The following is a 17843-nucleotide window of genomic DNA, read 5'->3' as shown; positions in this document are numbered from 1 at the left end:
TTAGTAGGGCTCGCCCTCCAGCACCTTCCGCTCCTGGTCCACGGAGACCAGGACCAGCTCAATGTGGTAGTGGGGCTCGTTCACCCCGGGGTGGGGTCCCGAGGGGATGAGGTTTACGTGGTCCATGCGGGTGATCCCCAGGGCCCTCAGGGTCTGGGTGCCGATGTCCACGTACTTCTGGCTCTCGTTGAGCTTCTTGAGGGGGACCATGAAGACCACCTTTACCAGGTTCCCCGCCTTGTCGTAGGCCAGGAAGGGCCCTTCGGGGAGCTTGGAGGGGTCCACGTAGAGGGTGCCGAGGCCGGGGATGAAGTTGGGGAGCGCCCCCTTCAGGGCCTCGCTCACGTTCACGTAGGGGGCCGGGGGCGGGGCCTTGCGCACGGAGCGCAGGGTCATCTGGGCCACGCCCAGGCCGAGGGCCACCGCCAGCAAGCCGATAGCGAAAACCTTTAGACGCCGCATAACCTACCTCCTTAACGGGGGCCCCTTGGGCCCCTCCACCCCACCCTACGGGCACGGGGGGAGGATTGGATGTGGGGGCTTGGGGCGCCCGGGAGGAGGCTACCCCTCCTCGAGGGGAGGGTCTGGGTTCTGGCCCACCTTTTTTGGAGAAGCTCCGCTCCAGCGGGCCTTGGCCTGGTAGAGCCTCCGGTCCGCTGCCTCCAGAAGGGCCTCCGGACTCTCGTACCCCTCGTCGGTGCCTGCGTGGCCAAAGCTGGCCGAGAGGGGAAGCCCAAGGTGGCCGCCCAGGGCCGCCACCGCCCTCTGGTAGCGGGCCCCGGCCCTCCGGGCCCCCTGGGCCGGGGTGTTGGGGAGGAGGAGGGCGAACTCGTCCCCTGCCCAGCGGAAGAGGAGGTCCCCTGCCCGCTGGGCCCCTTTGAGGGCCTCGGCCACCCGGACGAGGAGCCGGTCCCCCTCGGCGTGCCCGAGGGTGTCGTTCACCCCCTTAAACCCGTCCAGGTCCAGGAGGACGAGGCCCAAAGGCCGCTCCTCCCTGCGGCTCCTGGACCACTCCTCCTTAAGCCGCTCCTCAAAGGCCCGCCGGGAGAGGAGGCCGGTGAGGGGGTCGGTGTAGGCGGCCTCGGCCAGGCGCCTTAAGGCCCGCCGCCTGGAGAGGACCTCCCCGGCCATCTCGCTGAAGCTCACAAGGAGGGGGAAGAGCCCCTCCGGGAGGGGGGCCGTTCCGGCCAGGTAGAGGACGGCGGCGGGCCGCCCCTCCACGAGGAGGGGGAAGGCCATCTCCCGCCCCCGGGCCTTGGGGCCTTCCCGGAGGGCCTCCCCCGGCAGGGAGGCCTCCGGGAAGCGGAAGCCCGGGGGCAAGGGGGGGCCGAGCCAGTGCAGGGGGTCAAGCCCCCCCTCCCCGGGCACGAGAAGGCCCACCGCCCCCCGCCCCACCACCCCCTGGACCAGGCGGGGGAGGGCCTCGAGGACCGCCGCCTCGTCGGGCAGGCGGGAGAGGGCCCGGGAGGCCCGGTAGAGGAGGGCCAGGGCCCGCTCCCGGAAGCGGTAGGCCTGCCCCAGCCGCCCCGCCGCCTCCCCGATGGCCCAGAAGGCGGCGAGGAGGAAGAGGTGGTCCGGGTCCAGGGCGAGCCCGCGGAAGCCCCGGTCCCAGAGGGCGTCCAACAGGAAGGTGAAAAGCGCCGCCCCCACCCCGGCCCCCCGCCCGTAGGCGAAGCCCAGGAGGGCGGGCACCCCGGCGAGGAGGACGGAGGTGGCCCGTTCCGGGAGGCCCAAAAGGCCGAGGAGGGCGTAGAGGGCGAGGAGGGTAAGGGCCAGGGGGAGGGGAAAGCGCTCAGCCCGCATAGCCCATCATCTCCAGAAAGGCCTGGGCCAGGGCCGGGTCAAACTGCCGCCCCGCCCCTCGGGCGATCTCCGCCAGGGCCTCCTCGTGACTCCAAGCCCGCTTGTAGGGCCTTTCCGAGCGGAGGGCGTCGTAGACGTCGGCCAGGGCGAAGACCCGGGCCAGGAAGGGGATGGCCTCCCCTCGGAGCCCGTCGGGGTAGCCCGAGCCGTCAAAGCGCTCGTGGTGGTGGCGGATCACCTCCAGGGTGGCCTCGGGCAGGAAGCCGAGCCGGCGGGCCATGGCCTCCCCCAGGGTGGTGTGGGCCTTCATCCTTTCCCACTCCTCGGGGGTGAGGGGGCCGGGCTTGAGCAGGATGGCGTCGGGGATGGCCAGCTTGCCGATGTCGTGGAGGTAGGCCCCAAGGCGCAGGGCGAGGAGGGCCTCCTGGGAAAGCCCCACCCGCTCCCCGAGCCTCAGGGCCAGGGCCGTGACCCGCTCCGTGTGCCCGGCGCTCTCCAGGTCCCGGTACTCCAGGGCCAGGCCCAGGGCCTTCAGGGCCTCCTCGCGGTTCGTCCTGAGCTCGGCCAGGAGGGCGGCCCGCTCCAGGGCCCGGGCCAGGCGCTGGGCCAGGTAGCGGAGGAGGGGCCTCGGGTCGGGCCGCGGACCCTCGCGGAAGTCCACCACCCCCAGGGCCCCCTTGGGCCTCCCCTGGAGAAGGATGGGGGCGAAGGCCGCCGCCCGGGGGCCGGGGTCCGCGTCCTTTGGGGGTAGGAGGGCGTAAGGGATCTCCCCCAGGAGGGTGGCCCCCACCGGGCCCTCCCCCGGCGGGTGGCGCCGGCCGCGCTCCAGGGAGAGCCAGGCCTCGGGCGCCTCCCCCGAGAGGGCCACCAGGGCCAGGCCCTCCGGGGTAAGGGCGTAGTAGAGGGCGGCCTGGAAGCCGCTTAGGCTCCCCAGGGCCCCCAGGGTCTCCTCCAGGAGGTCCCTTGGCGCCTCCAGGGTCTCGAGGCGGGCGGAAAGCTCCGCCAGGCGCTGGAAGCGCTCCGCCTCCCGCCGGGCCTCCTCCAGGGCCTCGAGGCGGGCCAGGGCCGCCCCCAGGGCCTCGGCCATGGCCTGGAGGAGGTGGAGGTCCTCGGGGGTCAGCACCCCGCCTCTCGCCGCGGTGTCGGCGGAGAGGACCCCGAAGGCCCGCCCCTTGGGGTCCAGGAGGGGGGCCCCGGCGTAGGCGGCCCGGGTCCTCTCCCCGCCCAGGAAGACCGCCTGGGGCTCCTGGGCCACCTCGGGGAGGTAGAGGGGGTGGCCCGTCTCCAGGACCTTCCAGGAGATCCCCTCCCCCCGCTTGAGCCGCCGCCCCAGGGCCCTCTCCGCCAGGTAGCCCCGGCTCGCCACCACCTCCAGGACGTCCTCCTCGGGGCGGTAGAGGAAGAGGTTGGCGGTGGAGGCCCGGGTCCGCCCCAGAAGGGCCTCGAGGGCCCGGGCGTAAAGGGCCTCCCGGTCCTCGGCCCCGCGCAGGAGGGCATGGACCTCGGCCGCGGTCTGGAGGCGGTGGAGGTCCTCCCGGTGCTGGAGCTCCAGGGCGGCCCGCTGGGCGTAGGCCAGGAAGACCTCCCGCCGTACCCCCTCCTCTTCCGGGGGGAGGGGCCGGTCGTGCAGGGCCACGAGCAGGCCCAGGACCTGTCCCCCGGGCCCCCTTAAGGGCGCGCCCAGGTAGGCCTCGGCCCCCATGGCCCGGGCCAGGTCGTCCTCGGGGAAGAGCCGGGTCAGTTCCCGGGGGTACTCGCAGAAGCCCCGGGTTGCGGCCTCGGCGCAGGGGGTGCCCTGGAGGCGGTAGGCCATGGCCCCGGCCCCGTAGGCCGCCAGGACCTGGGCGGTGTCCTCGCCCAGGAGGCGGTCCAGGAAGGCCCAGCGCACCCCAAGGGACTGGGCCAGGGCCGCCACCAGGCCCTCCAGGTCCCCGGGGGCCACCCGGCTTAGGGCCTCCAGGGCCTGGCGTACCCGGCGCTCCTGCAGCAGGGCCCGGCCCCGGGCGAAGGCCAGGGCCAGGAGGCTAAGGAGGCGCCCGAGGAGGGCCTTTGCCTCCTCCCCCAGGCCCCCCTCGGGGGCCAGGTAGGCCACCCCGAAGCCGCCGATGGGGAGGACGAGGAGGGCCTTGGGCTGGAGGCGCCGGAGGGCCTCGCGCTCCTCCGGGGTGGGGGCCGCGGGGAGGCCTTGGGGCCACTCCCCCTCCGCCTCCCCCCGGGCCAGGGCCAGGGCGGCGAGCCCCCCCGCCTCGGGGAGGATCTCCTGGAGCCGGGTCTCCTCCTCGGGCGGGAGGCCCGCGCCCCCCAGGTAGCGGCAGGGCCGGCCCCCCTCGGGGTGGGCGAAAAGGGCCACCCGCCCGCCCCCCATGGCCTCCTGGAGGAGACGGGCGAAGCCCTGGGCCAAGGCCTCGGGCGCCTCCTCCCGGGCGGCGAGGAGGGCCCCTTCGCGGAGGAGGTCGGAGGCCCTGGCCTCCCGGGCCCGGAGGAGAGCGGCGGCCCCGGCCTCGGCCAGGGCCTCGGCCAGCCGGGCCTCCTCCTCGCGGAAAGGCCCCTCCCCCCGGCCCAGGAGGAGAACCCCAAGCCCCTTCCCGTGGGGGTCCAGGAGGGGGGTGGCGAGCTCGGGACCGGGGATCCTGCCCGCCCCTTCCGGGGCGTAGGCCCGGGGGTCTTGGGCGGCGTCCGGCGTCCTTTGGGTGCCCGCCTCCAGGGCGGCCCAGGAGAGGCCCCGCCCCCGGGGAAGGGCGAGGCCCAGGAAGGGGGCGAAGGCCCCAGAGGCCGCCCGCACCCGGAGCGCCTCGCCCTCCAGGAGGAGGACTGCTCCCCGGTCTGCCCCCAGGGTCTCGGTGGCGAGCCGGAGGAGGGTTTCCGCCACCTCCTCGGGCCGCTTGGCCCCCCGCAGGGCCTTCAGGGCCCGGAGCAGGGCTTCCTGTTCGGCGAGGCGGGCGCGGAGGAGGGCCCTGTCCCCCTCCCGCTTCAGGACCAGGGCCAGCTGGAGAGCCACGGACTGGGCAGGCCCCAGGGCCTCCTGGCCCACCCCATAGAGGGAGAGGAAGCCGAGGACCTCCCCGCCCGCCTCCAAGGGGAGGACCAGGGCGCTCCCCAAAGGCCTCAGGGCGAGGAGCCAGGGGGGGACGTCCCTCTCGGGGATTTCCAGGTAGACGGGGGCCTTCCGCCTCAGGGCCTCCCCGTGGGGTCCCTCCTCCAGGGGGGCCTCGGCCCCCACAAAGGGGAGGACCGCCTCCCCCGAGGCCGCCACCACCCTTCGCCGACCCTCCAGGAGGAGGGAGACCGTGGCCGCCCGTGCCCCGGTGAGGGCCCGTGCCGCCTCCGCCCCCAGTTCGGCCGCCCGCTCCAGGGGGAGGTCCTGCAGGAGGGCCCGGTCCAGGCGGTGAAGCGCTTCCAGAAGCTTTTCCCTCGAGGCCAGGGCCTCCTCGTTTTGGGCCCTTTCCAGAATGATGGCGAAGAGGGGGAGGAGGGCCCGAAGCGCCTCGCCCTCGGGGGGCGGGGTGCGGAAGAGGAGGGCCAGGGTGCCCAAAAGCCCCTCCCGCCCCAGGAGGGGGGCGAGGAGGAGGCCCCGGTAGCCCTGCTCCCCCCAGGCCCGGCTGGCGGGGCCCGTGGCCTCCTTGGGCAGGAGGTAGCGCAGAACCTCCCCCCGGGCGAGCCTTGAGGCCTCCTCGGGGGTGAGGTCGGCCTCCTCCGGGGGCTTGGGGCCTACGTAGGCGTAGAGCTGGTAGCCGTTATGGCGGAGGCGCACCCACCCTCCCTGGGCCCCGTAGCCCTGGAGGAGAGCCCTTAGCCCGGCCTCGGCCAGGGCCTGGGGTTCGGGAGGGGCCTTTTCCAGGGCCTCGGCCAGGCCTTCCAGTAGCCCCTTTAGGGAGACCACGGGTTCCATTCTACAAGGCCTTCCCCGGGGTAGAATGGGCGCATGCTGGTCCTCGGCTTAGGGGCGGCCTTCCTTGGCCTCCTCCTCTTCGCCTTAGCCTTTAGGCGCTACCGGGCCCGTCCCTCCCTGCACAACGCCCTCTACGCCCTGGGCCTCCTTCTCTTCGCCCTGGCCCTCTCCCTCGAGGCCCTGGCCCGGCTCCAGGGGGCCTGGACCCCCTTCCTCTACCGCCTCTGGTACCTCACCGGGGCCATGCACGGGGTGACCTTTTTGGGCCTGGGGAGCCTGGCCCTCCTCAACCCCAGGGCGGCCCGGGCCCTCCTCCTCGCCCTAAGCCCCCTCCTCCTTTGGGGCCTTTACCTGGTGGCCACAGCCCCCCTGGACCTCTCCCGCCTCCCCGAGCCCTACGCCCCCTCTGGGGTGGCCTTCCCCCCTCCTGGCCTTTTCTCCCCCAGGCTTTGGACCCTCCCCTTCAACCTCCTGGGCACGGCCCTGATGGCCGGGGTGGCCCTCTACACCACCCTTCTCTTCCGGCGGTCCAACCCTTTGCGGGCCCAAGGCACGGGCCTGATCCTCCTCGCCACCCTGGTCCTCGCCTCCACCAGCGCCCTGAACCGCCTCGGGGTGGCGGGCCTGGAGGAGCTTGGCCGCCTGCTCGGGGCCTTCCTCCTCTACCTGGGGGTGGTCCTGGCGGATCGGAGCGCCTATGCGGGTGGGCGCGCTTGACGTGGGGGAGGCCAGGATCGGCCTGGCCGTGGGGGAGGAGGGGCGCCCCTTCGCCTTCGGCCGGGGGTACCTGGTGCGCAGGACCCTGGAGGAGGACGTGGCGGCCCTGCTGGACTTCGTCCGGAGGGAGGGCCTGGGGAAGCTGGTGGTGGGGCTACCCTTGCGCACCGACCTCAAGGAAAGCGCCCAGGCGCGGAGGGTCCTCCCCCTGGTGGAGGCCTTGAGGGCGCGGGGGATGGAGGTGGAGCTTTTGGACGAGCGGTTCACCACAAGGCTCGCCCAACGCCGCCTCGCCGACGCCCCCAAGCGGGTGCGGAGGGATAAGGGCAAGCTGGACGAGATGGCGGCCGTGATCCTCCTGGAGGGGTACCTTGCCCGAGGGGTCTAGGCGGTGGCTTTGGCCGGGGGTCCTGGCCCTCTTCCTTACCTTTGCCCTCCTCCTCCTCTACGCCCTCTGGCTCCTGGGCCCCACGGGCAAGGAGGCCCTGGTGCGCATCCCCAAGGGGGCGACGGGGCAGGAGGCGGCGCGGATCCTGGAGGAGGCGGGGCTCTTGCGCTCGGGCCACCTCTTTGCCGCCTACCTGCGCTTTTCGGGAAGGGCGGAGCGCCTCGTCCCCGGGGTCTACCGCCTGAAGGGAGAGGGGGCCTTCCGCCTGGCCCGGGCCCTCACCGGGGGGGTGAGGCCCTTAAGCGTCACCCTCACCTTCCCCGAGGGGGAAAGGGCGGTGGACTACGCCCGCAGGCTCTCCGGGGCGGGGTTGGACGGGGAGGGCTTCTTGAGGCTCGTGGAGCGCCCGGGGGCCCTGAAGCCCCCCTATGTGGAGGGGGAGGGCCTCGAGGGCTACCTCTTCCCCGCCACCTACACCTTTGACCTCCTCGCCACCCCGGAGGAGGTGGTGGGGGCCATGCTCCGCCGCTTCCAGGCCGAGCTCACCCCCCGGGTGCGGAGGTCCTTGGAGGCGCAGGGGCTTTCCGTCCACGCCTGGGTGACCCTGGCCTCCATCGTCCAGCAGGAGGCGGGAAACGAGGAGGAGATGCCCTACATCGCCGGGGTCTTCCTGAACCGGCTCGCGCGGGGCATGCCCCTGCAGGCGGACCCCACGGTGGCCTACGCCCTGGGCAAGCCCCTCCCCGAGCTTTCCCGGAGGGCGGGGGATTTCGCCGTGGACTCCCCCTACAACACCTACCGCTACCGGGGCCTCCCTCCGGGCCCCATCGGAAACCCCGGCCGCAAGGCCCTCCTTGCCGTCTTGAACCCCGTCCGGGCCGACCCCCAAGGGAAGCCCTACCTCTACTTCTTCCACGCCCGGGGGAGGCTCTTCCTCAACACCGAGTTTGAGGCCCACCTCCGGGACCTGGCCCGCTACCGCTACGCCTCCCCCTGACGGAGGAGCCTGAGCTGGGCGTAGGCGAAGAGGAGGGTGAGGAGGAGGAGGACCACGGTGACCGCCGCGGCGTAGCCCAGGCGGAAGCTCTCAAAGCCCGCCTCATAGAGGTAGTACCCGAGAACCCTCGTGGCCCCGTAGGGCCCGCCCCGGGTGAGGAGGAAGACGGCGGCGTAGGACTGGAGGGAGAGGATGGTCCCCACCACCAGCAGGAAGGCCACCGCCGGGCGCATGAGGGGGAGGACCACGAAGCGGAAGGCCTCCCAAGGCCCCGCCCCGTCCACGTAGGCGGCCTCGAGGAGCGCCCTGGGGATGGCCTTGAGCCTTGCCGAGGCCACCAGGACCCCGTAGCCCAGGTGGCGCCAGAGGGTGAAGAGGACCACCATGGCCAGGGCCCAGAACCCCTCCCGGTCCCAGCGGGGGAGGGGGAGGAGCTGGGCTAAGGCCCCGTACTCCGGGGTGAAGAGGGTGTACCAGGAAAGCGTGGCCCCGCCCAGGGTGACGAGGCCCGGGAGGAAGAGGAGGCTCTTGGCGAGGCGCTCGTAGGGCATCCCCTCCAGGGCCACGGCCAAGGCCAAGGAGAGGCCGAGGAAGAGGGGCAGGGCCAGGAGCATGAACTTGAGGGTCACGAGGAGGCTTCCCCAGAAGGCGGGGTCCTGGAGGAGGTCCCGGTAGTTCTTGAGCCCCACGGGCCTAGGCTCAGAAAGCCCCGACCAGTCCCAGGTGGAGAAGCGGAGGACGTCCAGAAAGGGGTAGAGGACGAAGAGGAGGAGGGGGAGGAGGGCGGGAAGGGAGAAGAGGAGGAGGGGAAGCTTCTTCCCCACGGCCTACCAGAGGTAGAGGAGGGCGAGGAGGAAGGGATACCGGTCCGAGGCGGAGACCTCGAGGGCCAGGGGCTCCAGGTAGAGCCTAAACCCCGTCCCCCAGGCCAGGTGGAACCCCCCCTGGTAGCCCACGCCGAGGCCCAGGGAAAGGGCCCCGCCCGGCAGCTCCACGCTGGCCAGAGGGCCCAGGTGGGCCCCGAAGGGGTAGCGGAGGTCCAGGCCCAGGCCCACCGAGGTGTAGAGGTCCAAAAGGACCAGGCCTGGGAAGAGGTTGGCCTTGAGGAGGGCATAGGCCTCGGGGCTTGGGCCGAGGCGGACCTGGGCGTCCAGGCCGGTGTCCACCCCGAGGGGGCTGAAGGGCAGGAGGGCGCTCCCCTGGAGGTAGAGGCCCCGGTCGGGGCTAAAGCCTAAGCCCAGGGTGTTCTCCGGGTAGGCGGGGGCCTGGGCCAGGGCGAGGCCTAGGGCGAGGCCGAGGAGGGGGAAAAGCCGCTTCATAGCTCCCCCATCCTACCAGGTAGCATGGGGCCATGGAGGTGGCCTTTTCCTTGGAACCCGCTTCCGGCCTCGTCCCGGTGCGGGAGGTGCCCCTTTTGGTCCTCGTGGGCCTCACCGGGGTGGGGAAGAGCACCCTGGCCGAGGCCCTGGGCCTCCCCAGGCTCCCGGACCGGAGGGCGCTTGTGGACCGCTACGTCCTTCCCCGCTACGGGGCCACCCCCCCCATCCCCCGGGAGGAGCGCTTCCGCCTCACGGGCCGGTTCCGGGAGGAGTTCCCCGGGGGGGTGGCGGAGGTCCTCCTCCGGGGCTACGCCGAGCCCAGGCCCCTCCTCCTCTTTGACGGCCTCCGGGGGGAGGCCGAGGTGGCCTACGCCCTGGCGCACCTCCCCCAGGCCCTCTTCGCGCTCCTCCACGCCCGGGAGATCACGAGGCTCAAGCGCCTTCTCGCCCGCCAGGACGCCTTTGACCGCGCGCGCGTGGCCCCGGAGGAAGAGGCCCGCCTCAAGGCGCTCGCCCAAGGGGTCCTCACGGAGGAGGAGCTTCTGGAGGCCCTTTCCCTCGCCCCCCTCGAGGAGGTCCTCGCCAAGCTCAAGATCGTGGCTGAGGAGAAGAAGAACTACGACCCCGAGGGCCCCTTGCGCCTCCTTAGGGGGCACCCCCGGGCCCTGGTCTTGGACGCGGAGGGCCTCACCCCGGAGGCGGAGGCCCGGGCGGTGCGGGCCTTTCTCCGGGAGAGGGGCCTCGTAGAATGAGGCGCATGCCGGTCCTCAAGGAGATCCGCCTAAGGCCCTTCCGCATCCCCTTAAAGGCTCCCCTGCGCTGGGGGAAGGCCTCGGAGCTGGCCACCCTGGAGCACGCCCTTTTGGAGGTGGAGCTCTCCGACGGCTCCTTGGGCCGGGCCGAGGTGGCCATCCGGCCCACCATCTACGGGGAGACCCTGGGGAGCGTGCGGGCGGGCCTCGAGTACCTGAGGCCAAGGCTTTTGGGCCTCGAGGCCGACGACCAGGAGGGGATCCGGGCTGTCCTCGAGGCCTTCCCCTACAACTTTGGCCTCAAGGGCGCCCTGGACCTCGCCCTCTGGGAGGCCTGGGCGAGGAGCGAGGGGGAGGAGCTCTACCAGGTCCTAAGGCCCGCCAAGCACCGGGTGCGGGTGGCCTACCTCCTGGGCATGGCCTCGGAGGAGGAGATGCTGGAGGACGCCCGCAGGGCCTACGAGGCGGGGGTTAGGGTCTTCAAGGTGAAGGTGGGGCGGGACCTGGAGGGGGACCTCCGGAAGCTGGCCCGCCTCAAGGAGGCTTTTCCCGACGTGGGCTTCTACGCCGACGCCAACGAGACCCTCTCCCCCAAGGAGGCCGAGGGCTACCTCCAGGCCTGGAAGGAGGCAGACCTCCTTTACGTGGAGGAGCCCCTGCCCATAGAGGAGGTGGGGGCGAGGAGGGAGCTCAGGGAGAAGAAGATTCTCCCCCTCATCGCCGACGACTCGGCCATGACCCTGAAGGACCTCAGGCGCGAGCTAGAGCTGGACACCTTTGACGTCTTAAACCTCAAGCCCGCCCGCACCGGGGTCACCTGGACCCTGGAGATGCTGGCCCTCGCCCGGGAGCGGGGCAAAAAGGCCATGGTGGGAAGCCAAGCCCAAAGCTCCTTTGGGGCCTACCAGTCCGCCCTCCTCGCCTTCCAGCAGGGGGTAACGGAGCCTTGCGAGCTCGCCTTCCACCTGAAGGCCGAGGGGGGCTTCCTCCCCTTCCCCGCCCTCCGGGAGGGGTGGCTCTACTGGGAGGACCTGGTGGAGGCCCGCTTTGACGAGGAGGCCTTCGCCCGCTACGCCCTAAAGGAGGCCTAGGGCCTCCCGGAAGTCCCGGAGGACGCCCGCGGCCCCCGCCTGGAGGAGGGCCTCTGCCCCGTGTCCCGTGAGGAGGCCATAGGTGCGGATCCCCGCCCCCACGGCGCTCCTCACCCCCGAGGGGGAGTCCTCAAAGGCCAGGGCCTCCTCCGGGGCCAGCCCCAGGCGCTCCAGGGCCACCCGGTAGGGCAGGGGGTCGGGCTTCCCCCGGCCTACCTCCTCGGCGAGGACGAGGAGGGGAGGCTTTAGGCCCAGGGCCTTCAGCACGTGGCGGGCGTTCTCCTTGGGGGCGTTGGTCACCACTCCCCAGGTGAGCCCCTTCCGCTTGGCCCTTTCCAGAAGGTCAAGGAGGCCCGGGGTGGGCTTGAGCTCTTGGGCAAGCTCCCGGAAGCGGGCCTCCTTGGTCTCTATGAGCCGCCTCGCCTCCTCCCCCTCCAGGCCCAAGAGGTCCTGGACGATCTCGGGGTTGAGCCTGCCCGAGATGCGCTTCCCGTAGAACTCCCGGTCCACCTCGAGGCCGTAGGGCTTGAGCGCTTCCCGCCAGGCGAGGAGGTGCAGGGGGTCGGTGTCCGCCAGGGTGCCGTCCAGGTCAAAGAGCAGGGCCTTAAGCATAGGCCTTCGCCTCCAGACCCCGCACCAGCAGGAAGAGGGCCAGGGCGAGGCCCAAAAGCCCTAAAGGGATCCCCTCCGGGGGGAGGAGGGCGAAGAGGGCGGGAACGAGGGTGCTCCCCGCCGCCCCCGCGTAGAGGAGCTCCCCCAGGGCCCGGTGGCCGAAGCGGGCCTGGACCAAGGCGAAGAGGGTGGAGAAGAGAGGCCCGAGGAGAAAGCCCACGAGGGGAAAGAGGAGGGCCGTGGGGGGGAAGAGGTTGAAGAGGAGGAGGAAAAAAACCCCGAGGAGGAGGGCGCGGAGGGCGCTTAGGGGGTGCTTCGCCACCCGGTTGGCCAGAAGGAGCCTCCCCAGGGCCAGGAAGAGCCAGTAGAGGGAGAGGAGCACCCCGCCCACGCCCACGGCGTGGCCTAAGGCCTCGAGCCAGACCCGGTTCCAGGTGGCCAGGGCCCCTTCCAGGCCCGTGTACAGGGCCACGGTCAGAAGGAAGGGGAGAAGCCCCCGAGCCTTGCCCCGGGGAGGGCTTTGCACCGCGGGGGCCTTCCAGACCAGAAGGGCTGCCAGGAGGGCGAGGAGGCCGGCCAGGGCGAGGAAGAGGTCGTAGGGAAGGAGGGTGAGGGCCAAGGGGGTGAAGACCGCTCCTAGGCCGAAGCCCACGTTCACCCGGTTGACCGCCTCCACCCGCCGCTCGGGGAAGAGCTCCCCCACCAAGCTGTTGCCGTGCACGTTCAACACCCCTTCCCCAAGCCCCAGGAGGAAGGCCAGGGCCACCACCCCGGCGAAGGTGGGCATCCGGGCCATAAGGGGGAGGGCCAGGGCCAGGAGGAGGAGGGCCAAGGGGAAAAGGGGGTGGCGCCTCTCCCCCTGGCCCAGGTGGATGCCCAAGAGGAGGCCCAGGAGGGTGAGGGCGTAAAAGAGCCCCACCTCCCCCTCCGCCCCGTAGCGGGCCCGCCAGTGGGGGAGGGCCGCCCCGGGGAGGGCCACCACCACGCCCACCAGAAAGAGGGAGAGGAAGGCGCCCAGAAAAAAGCGCACGTGCGCCATTCTCCTCCTTCCCGACCCTTTGGTCAATAATGGGAGGCATGGACCCCCTTTTGGCCAAGGCCCTCTCGGGCGAGGGCTTTTTCGCCTTTCCCGGCCTTCTCCTCCTCAGGGGCCCCGACGCCTTCTCCTTCCTCCAGGGCCAGTGCACCCGCGACCTGAGGCGGCTTTCCGGGCCCGCGGGGGCCCTCTTCCTGAACCACAAGGGACAGATTGAGGAGGCGGCCACCCTCTTCCCCCACCCCGAGGGCTTCCTCCTCGCCCCCTGGGGGACGCTTGCGGGGCTAAGGAACCGGCTCAGGCGCTACCTCGTTTTTGACCAGGTGGAGCTTGTGGAGCTTCCCCTCTTCCGCCTCCTCCACACGGACGGCCGGGAGGAGGTGACGGAGGGGGCCGAAGGGGCCCTCCCTCCCGAGCTTTACCCCCTCTACGCCCTCCTCCGGGGCCAACCCCTGCTGGAGGACGTCCGGGGGGAGCTTCCCCAGAGCGTGGGCCTCCTCCACCTGGTGGACTACGGCAAGGGGTGCTACGTGGGCCAGGAGATCATGGCCAGGACCGAGGGGAAGGAGGTGCACTACCGCCTTGTGGGCCTCCGGGCCCTGGAGGGGGGGGCTTCCGGGGAGCTCTTCCTGGAGGGCAGGCGGGTGGGGGAGGCGAAGCGCCTCTTGGAGACCCCCTTCGGGGTCCTAGGCCTCGCCGTGGTGCGGAAGGAGGTGCCCTTCGGGGCCGTGGTGGAGGGGGGCGGGGGGCGGTATCGGGTGGAGTCCCTGCCTTTTCCGGAGGCAGCATGGAGCGGGCGGAGATCCTCGGCGTAGGCACCGAGCTCATCTACGGGGAGACCCTGGACACCAACACCCAGGAGATCGCGCGGAGCCTCGAGCCCTACGCCCTCAAGGTGGAGCGGACCCTAAGGGTGGTGGACGAGGTCTCCCCCCTGGCCCGGGAGGTGGGGGAGGCCTGGGAGAGGGCCCGGCTCCTCGTCCTCTCCGGGGGCCTCGGCCCCACCCCGGACGACGTAACCCGGGAGGCGGTGGCCCTGGCCCTGGGGGAGCCCTTGGAACTGGACGAGGCCGTGCTCTCCCAGATTGAGGCCTTCTTCCGCACCCGGGGTCGCCCCATGCCCGGGGCCAACCGGAAGCAGGCCCTCAAGATCCCCTCCGCCACCTGGCTTCCGAACCCCAGGGGCACCGCCCCCGGCTGGTGGGTGCGCAAGGACGGCAAGGACCTCGTCCTCCTGCCGGGGCCGCCCACCGAGTGGCGGCCCATGTGGCAAGAGGTGCTCCCGAAGCTCGCCCTGCCCCCAAGGGCCTACGCCAAGCGGGTCCTGAAGACCTGGGGCATAGGGGAGTCGGAGATCGTGGAGCGCCTGGGGGAGCTCTTCCTCCGGGGCGAGGAGGTGGAGGTGGGCACCTACGCCAAGCCCCACGGGGTAGAGGTGGTGGTGCGGGGCCGGGAGGACCGGGTGGCCGAGCTTTCGGAAAGGATCAAGAGGAAGCTCCTGAAGGAGGTGTGGGGCGAAGGGGAGATCACCCTCGCCGAGGCGGTGAAGCGGCGCCTGGAGCTGGAGGGGGCCACCCTTTCCACCATGGAGAGCCTCACCGGGGGGCTTTTGGGCGCAGAGATCACCCGCGTTCCCGGGGCGAGCCGCTTTTACCTGGGGGGCGTGGTATCCTATTCCCTAGGGGCCAAGGCCCGCTTCGGTGTGCCGGAGGAGCTCCTCGCCAAGACGGTCTCCGCGGAGACGGCTAGGGCCATGGCGGAGGCCGCCCGGGCGCTTTTCGGATCCACCTACGCCCTCTCCACCACGGGGGTGGCGGGGCCGGACCCCCTGGAAGGGGAGCCCGTGGGCACGGTGTACGTGGCCCTGGCGGGTCCCGGGGGCGTGGAGACCAGGCGGTACCGCTTCCCCGGGGACCGGGAGGCGGTAAGGCTCAGGAGCGTCTACGCCGCCTTGGCCCTCTTGCTGACATGAGGCTCTTCTACGCCATCTTTCTACCGGAAGACGTCCAGCGGGCCCTGGCGGCGGCCCAGGAAAGGGTTTCCCGCTACAGGGGCTGGAAAGAGGTGCCCCCCCACCAGCTCCACCTGACCCTCCTCTTCCTGGGGGAAAGGCCTGAAAAGGACCTGGAGGACCTCATCGCCCTGGGCCACCGCCTGGGGCGGCAGGTGCCCCCCTTCGCCGCCACCCTTAAGGGCACGGGGTACTTCCCCAACGAGGGCACCCCCAGGGTCTGGTTTGCCAAGGCCGAGGGCGAGGGCTTGGCCCTCCTGGCCGGGGCCTTGCGAAGCGGGGTGGTGGAGGCCTTAGGGGAGGAGGCGCTGAAGGCCGAGGGGGAGCGGGCCTTCAAGCCCCACATCACCCTGGCCCGGCGCAAGGCGCCGGCGCCCCGGGTCCCCCCCCTGGTCTTCGGCCTCACCTGGCCCGTGGAGGCCTTTGCCCTCGTGCGCTCGGAGCTGAGGCCCAGAGGGCCCGTCTACACCATTCTGGAGAGGTTTCCCTTGAGAGGTGAACATGGACGAGAACAAGAGGAAGGCCCTGGAGAACGCGCTCAAGACCATTGAGAAGGAGTTCGGCAAGGGCGCGGTGATGCGCCTGGGGGAGATGCCCAAGCTCCAGGTGGACGTGATCCCCACGGGTTCCCTGGGCCTGGATCTGGCCCTGGGCATCGGGGGGATTCCCCGGGGGCGGATCGTGGAGATCTACGGCCCCGAGTCGGGGGGGAAGACCACCCTCGCCCTCACCATCCTGGCCCAGGCCCAGAAGCAAGGCGGGGTGGCGGCCTTCGTGGACGCGGAGCACGCCCTGGACCCCATCTACGCCCAGAAGCTCGGGGTGAAGGTGGAGGACCTCCTGGTCTCCCAGCCGGACACCGGGGAGCAGGCCCTGGAGATCGTGGAGCTCCTTGCCCGCTCGGGGGCGGTGGACGTGATCGTGGTGGACTCCGTGGCCGCCCTGGTGCCCAAGGCCGAGATTGAGGGGGACATGGGGGACCAGCACGTGGGCCTCCAAGCCCGGCTCATGAGCCAGGCCCTGAGGAAGCTCACCGCCGTCCTCTTCAAGAGCAACACCGCCGCCATCTTCATCAACCAGGTGCGGGAGAAGGTGGGGGTCATGTACGGCAACCCCGAGACCACCCCGGGGGGGAGGGCCCTCAAGTTCTACTCCAGCGTGCGCCTGGACGTGCGCAAAAGCGGCCAGCCCATCAAGGTGGGCAACGAGGCCGTGGGCATCAAGGTCAAGGTAAAGGTGGTGAAGAACAAGCTGGCCCCGCCCTTCCGGGAGGCCGAGCTGGAGATCTACTTCGGCCGGGGCCTGGACCCGGTGATGGACCTGGTGAACGTGGCGGTGGCGGCGGGGGTCATTGAGAAGGCCGGCTCCTGGTTCTCCTACGGGGAACACCGGCTGGGCCAGGGCAAGGAGAAGGCGGCGGACTACCTCAAGGAGCGCCCCGAGCTCCTGGAGGAGATCCGCGCCCGGGTCCTGGAGCGGGCCGGGGAAGTGGTGCTCGTGGCGAGCGAGGAAGAGGGGGAGTAGATGGCCATAGACCTGGCGTTTGTCCTCGTGCTCCTGCTTTCCCTCCTCCTCGTCCTCCTGGGGGGTTTTCTCCTGAGGCGCAAGAGGGAGGACCGGGAGGCCAAGGAGGTCCTCGAGGCCGCCCGGGAGGAGGCCAGGGAGATCCTGGAGGCCGCCCGCAAGGAGGCCAGGGCCCTCCGGGAGGAGGCCGAGAACCGGGCCCACGCCCTTCGCCAGGAGCTGGAACGGGAGGTGCGTTCCCGCGCCGAGGCCCTGGAGGCCGAGGCCAGGAGGCGCCTTCAGGAGGCCGAGGAGCGGCTTAGGACCGAGCGGGAAGAGCTTAGAGCGGAGAGGGAGCGGCTCAAGACCCTCCAGGAGGAGCTTAGATCGGAGCGGGAGCGCCTCAAGGAGGAGCGGGAGGAGCTTCGCAAAGAGGCGGAAAGGCTTTCCAAAAGGGGGGAGGCCCTGGACGCCCGGGCCCTCAAGCTGGACGCCCTGGAGGAGGCCTTGGCCCGGCGGGAGGAGGGGCTGAAGGCCCGGGAGGCCGAGCTCGCCGAACGGGAGAAGGAGGTAGAGCGGCGGCTTTACCAGGTGGCGGGCCTCTCCCCCGAGGAGGCCAGGAGGCTCATCCTGGAGAGGCTGGACCGGGAGCTGGAGGAGGAGAAGGCCCAGCGGGTGCGGGCCGCCCTGGAACGGGTGCGCCTGGAGGCCAAAAGGGAGGCCCAGAAGATCCTGGCCCAGGCCATGCAGCGCCAGGCCTCCGAGACCGCAGCCCAGCTCGCCGTCTCCGTGGTGCCCCTGCCCACGGACGCCATGAAGGGGCGGATCATCGGCCGGGAAGGGCGGAACATCCGCACCTTTGAGGCCTTGACGGGGGTGGACCTCATCATTGACGACACCCCGGAGGCCGTCCTCCTTTCCTCCTTCAACCCCATCCGCCGGGAGATCGCCCGCATGGCCCTAGAGGAGCTACTGAAGGACGGACGCATCCACCCGAGCCGCATTGAGGAGGTGGTGGAGAAGGCCAAGCAGGAGATGAAGACCTTCATCTACGAAAGAGGGGAGGAGGCGGCCCTCGAGGCCGGGGTGGTGGGCCTGAAGCCCGGCCTCATCCAGCTTTTGGGCCGGCTCCACTTCCGCTCCAGCTACGGCCAGAACGTCCTGAAGCACTCCGTTCAGGTGGCCCACCTTACGGGGATCATGGCGGCGGAGCTGGGCCTGGACGCGGGGCTTGCCCGCAGGGCAGGCCTCCTCCACGACATCGGCAAGAGCGTGGACCGGGAGGTGGAGGGCAGCCACGTGGAGATCGGCATCGCCCTGGCCCGGCGCTTTGGGGAGCCCCAGGAGGTGGTGGACGCCATCGCCCACCACCACGACCCCGAGAACGCCGAGACCGTCTACGCGGTGTTGGTGGCCGCGGCCGACGCCCTCTCGGCGGCGAGGCCCGGGGCGAGGCGGGAGAGCCTGGAGGAGTACCTCCAGCGCTTGGAGGCCCTGGAGCGCATCGCCCTTTCCTTCCCCGGGGTGGAGACGGCCTTCGCCGTGCAGGCGGGCCGGGAGGTCCGGGTCATCGTCAGGCCGGAGAGGATCACCGATGCCCAGGCCACCCTCCTCGCCCGGGAGATCGCGGGCCGCATAGAGCGGGAGATGAACTACCCCGGCCAGGTGCAGGTGACCGTGGTGCGGGAGACCCGGGCGGTGGAGTACGCCCGTTAAGGGCCCCGT

Annotated in this window: 17 protein-coding genes; 10 read left to right on the top strand and 7 right to left on the bottom strand. The window is 71.6% G+C overall.

Features of this window, described 5'->3' with window-relative positions; all coding sequences use genetic code 11:
- From H531_RS0109405 to H531_RS15115, 3 genes are all read right to left on the bottom strand, one after another.
- On the bottom strand, positions 1–462 hold the full coding sequence (locus H531_RS0109405; protein WP_022799096.1) for a DUF5602 domain-containing protein: 462 nt from the start codon (positions 460–462) through the stop codon (positions 1–3).
- 99 nt (positions 463–561) lie between these two features.
- Entirely contained in the window at positions 562–1803 is a 1242-nt protein-coding gene (locus tag H531_RS14280) for a GGDEF domain-containing protein (RefSeq protein ID WP_022799095.1), read from the bottom strand.
- Positions 1793–5683, bottom strand: coding sequence for a GAF domain-containing protein (locus H531_RS15115; protein ID WP_022799094.1), 3891 nt, complete (start codon positions 5681–5683; stop codon positions 1793–1795). The genes H531_RS14280 and H531_RS15115 overlap by 11 nt, the downstream gene beginning before the upstream one ends.
- A 45-nt stretch (positions 5684–5728) precedes the next feature.
- Between H531_RS15115 and H531_RS0109390 the strand changes: the two genes are divergently transcribed.
- Genes H531_RS0109390 through mltG form a run of 3 tightly spaced genes read left to right on the top strand, consistent with a single transcriptional unit; the run spans position 5729 to position 7794 of the window.
- Positions 5729–6409, top strand: coding sequence for a hypothetical protein (locus H531_RS0109390; RefSeq protein ID WP_028490777.1), 681 nt, complete (start codon positions 5729–5731; stop codon positions 6407–6409).
- Positions 6390–6797 (top strand): Holliday junction resolvase RuvX, encoded by a 408-nt coding sequence (gene ruvX / locus H531_RS0109385; RefSeq protein WP_022799092.1) that lies wholly within the window; start codon positions 6390–6392, stop codon positions 6795–6797. The genes H531_RS0109390 and ruvX overlap by 20 nt, the downstream gene beginning before the upstream one ends.
- The gene (gene mltG / locus H531_RS0109380) at positions 6781–7794 is read left to right on the top strand and encodes an endolytic transglycosylase MltG (protein ID WP_022799091.1); all 1014 of its coding nucleotides are present in this window, start codon (positions 6781–6783) and stop codon (positions 7792–7794) included. The genes ruvX and mltG overlap by 17 nt, the downstream gene beginning before the upstream one ends.
- On the opposite strand, the gene H531_RS0109375 is transcribed toward mltG, so the two are convergent.
- Together H531_RS0109375 and H531_RS0109370 are read right to left on the bottom strand one after the other, a co-directional pair.
- Positions 7779–8618 (bottom strand): carbohydrate ABC transporter permease, encoded by an 840-nt coding sequence (locus H531_RS0109375; protein WP_022799090.1) that lies wholly within the window; start codon positions 8616–8618, stop codon positions 7779–7781. The two genes, mltG and H531_RS0109375, sit on opposite strands and share 16 nt — an antisense overlap.
- 3 nt (positions 8619–8621) lie before the next feature.
- On the bottom strand, positions 8622–9113 hold the full coding sequence (locus H531_RS0109370; protein WP_022799089.1) for a hypothetical protein: 492 nt from the start codon (positions 9111–9113) through the stop codon (positions 8622–8624).
- A gap of 32 nt (positions 9114–9145) precedes the next feature.
- On the opposite strand from H531_RS0109370, the gene H531_RS0109365 reads away from it, so the two are divergent.
- A complete protein-coding gene (locus tag H531_RS0109365) occupies positions 9146–9865 on the top strand; it encodes a DEAD/DEAH box helicase family protein (protein ID WP_022799088.1) in 720 nt (239 codons plus the stop codon).
- A gap of 5 nt (positions 9866–9870) precedes the next feature.
- A complete protein-coding gene (locus H531_RS0109360) occupies positions 9871–10956 on the top strand; it encodes an enolase C-terminal domain-like protein (RefSeq protein ID WP_022799087.1) in 1086 nt (361 codons plus the stop codon).
- On the opposite strand, the gene H531_RS0109355 is transcribed toward H531_RS0109360, so the two are convergent.
- Complete coding sequence (locus H531_RS0109355; RefSeq protein WP_022799086.1) at positions 10942–11568, bottom strand: HAD family hydrolase; 627 nt, start codon at positions 11566–11568, stop codon at positions 10942–10944. The genes H531_RS0109360 and H531_RS0109355 overlap by 15 nt on opposite strands.
- The gene (locus H531_RS0109350) at positions 11561–12607 is read right to left on the bottom strand and encodes an MFS transporter (RefSeq protein ID WP_022799085.1); all 1047 of its coding nucleotides are present in this window, start codon (positions 12605–12607) and stop codon (positions 11561–11563) included. The genes H531_RS0109355 and H531_RS0109350 overlap by 8 nt, the downstream gene beginning before the upstream one ends.
- 38 nt (positions 12608–12645) lie before the next feature.
- Here H531_RS0109350 and H531_RS0109345 point away from each other — a divergent pair, with 38 nt between their 5' ends.
- From H531_RS0109345 to rny, 5 genes are read left to right on the top strand one after another with little or no spacing between them, the layout of a single operon-like run.
- Entirely contained in the window at positions 12646–13419 is a 774-nt protein-coding gene (locus tag H531_RS0109345) for a YgfZ family protein (RefSeq protein ID WP_028490776.1), read from the top strand.
- The gene (locus H531_RS0109340) at positions 13392–14576 is read left to right on the top strand and encodes a CinA family nicotinamide mononucleotide deamidase-related protein (protein WP_022799097.1); all 1185 of its coding nucleotides are present in this window, start codon (positions 13392–13394) and stop codon (positions 14574–14576) included. The genes H531_RS0109345 and H531_RS0109340 overlap by 28 nt, the downstream gene beginning before the upstream one ends.
- Complete coding sequence (gene thpR, locus H531_RS0109335; RefSeq protein ID WP_022799084.1) at positions 14573–15166, top strand: RNA 2',3'-cyclic phosphodiesterase; 594 nt, start codon at positions 14573–14575, stop codon at positions 15164–15166. Before H531_RS0109340 ends, thpR begins: the two co-directional genes overlap by 4 nt.
- Positions 15117–16139: a recombinase RecA gene (gene recA / locus H531_RS0109330; protein WP_022799083.1), complete on the top strand. Its 1023-nt coding sequence runs from the start codon at positions 15117–15119 to the stop codon at positions 16137–16139. The genes thpR and recA overlap by 50 nt, the downstream gene beginning before the upstream one ends.
- On the top strand, positions 16140–17834 hold the full coding sequence (rny, locus tag H531_RS0109325; protein ID WP_022799082.1) for a ribonuclease Y: 1695 nt from the start codon (positions 16140–16142) through the stop codon (positions 17832–17834).
- Positions 17835–17843 lie beyond the last annotated feature (9 nt).

Source organism: Thermus islandicus DSM 21543 (assembly GCF_000421625.1).
Classification (GTDB): Bacteria; Deinococcota; Deinococci; order Deinococcales; family Thermaceae; genus Thermus; species Thermus islandicus.
Note: the sequence above shows the minus strand (reverse complement) of the source record. Positions and strands in the feature narration are given on the sequence as shown.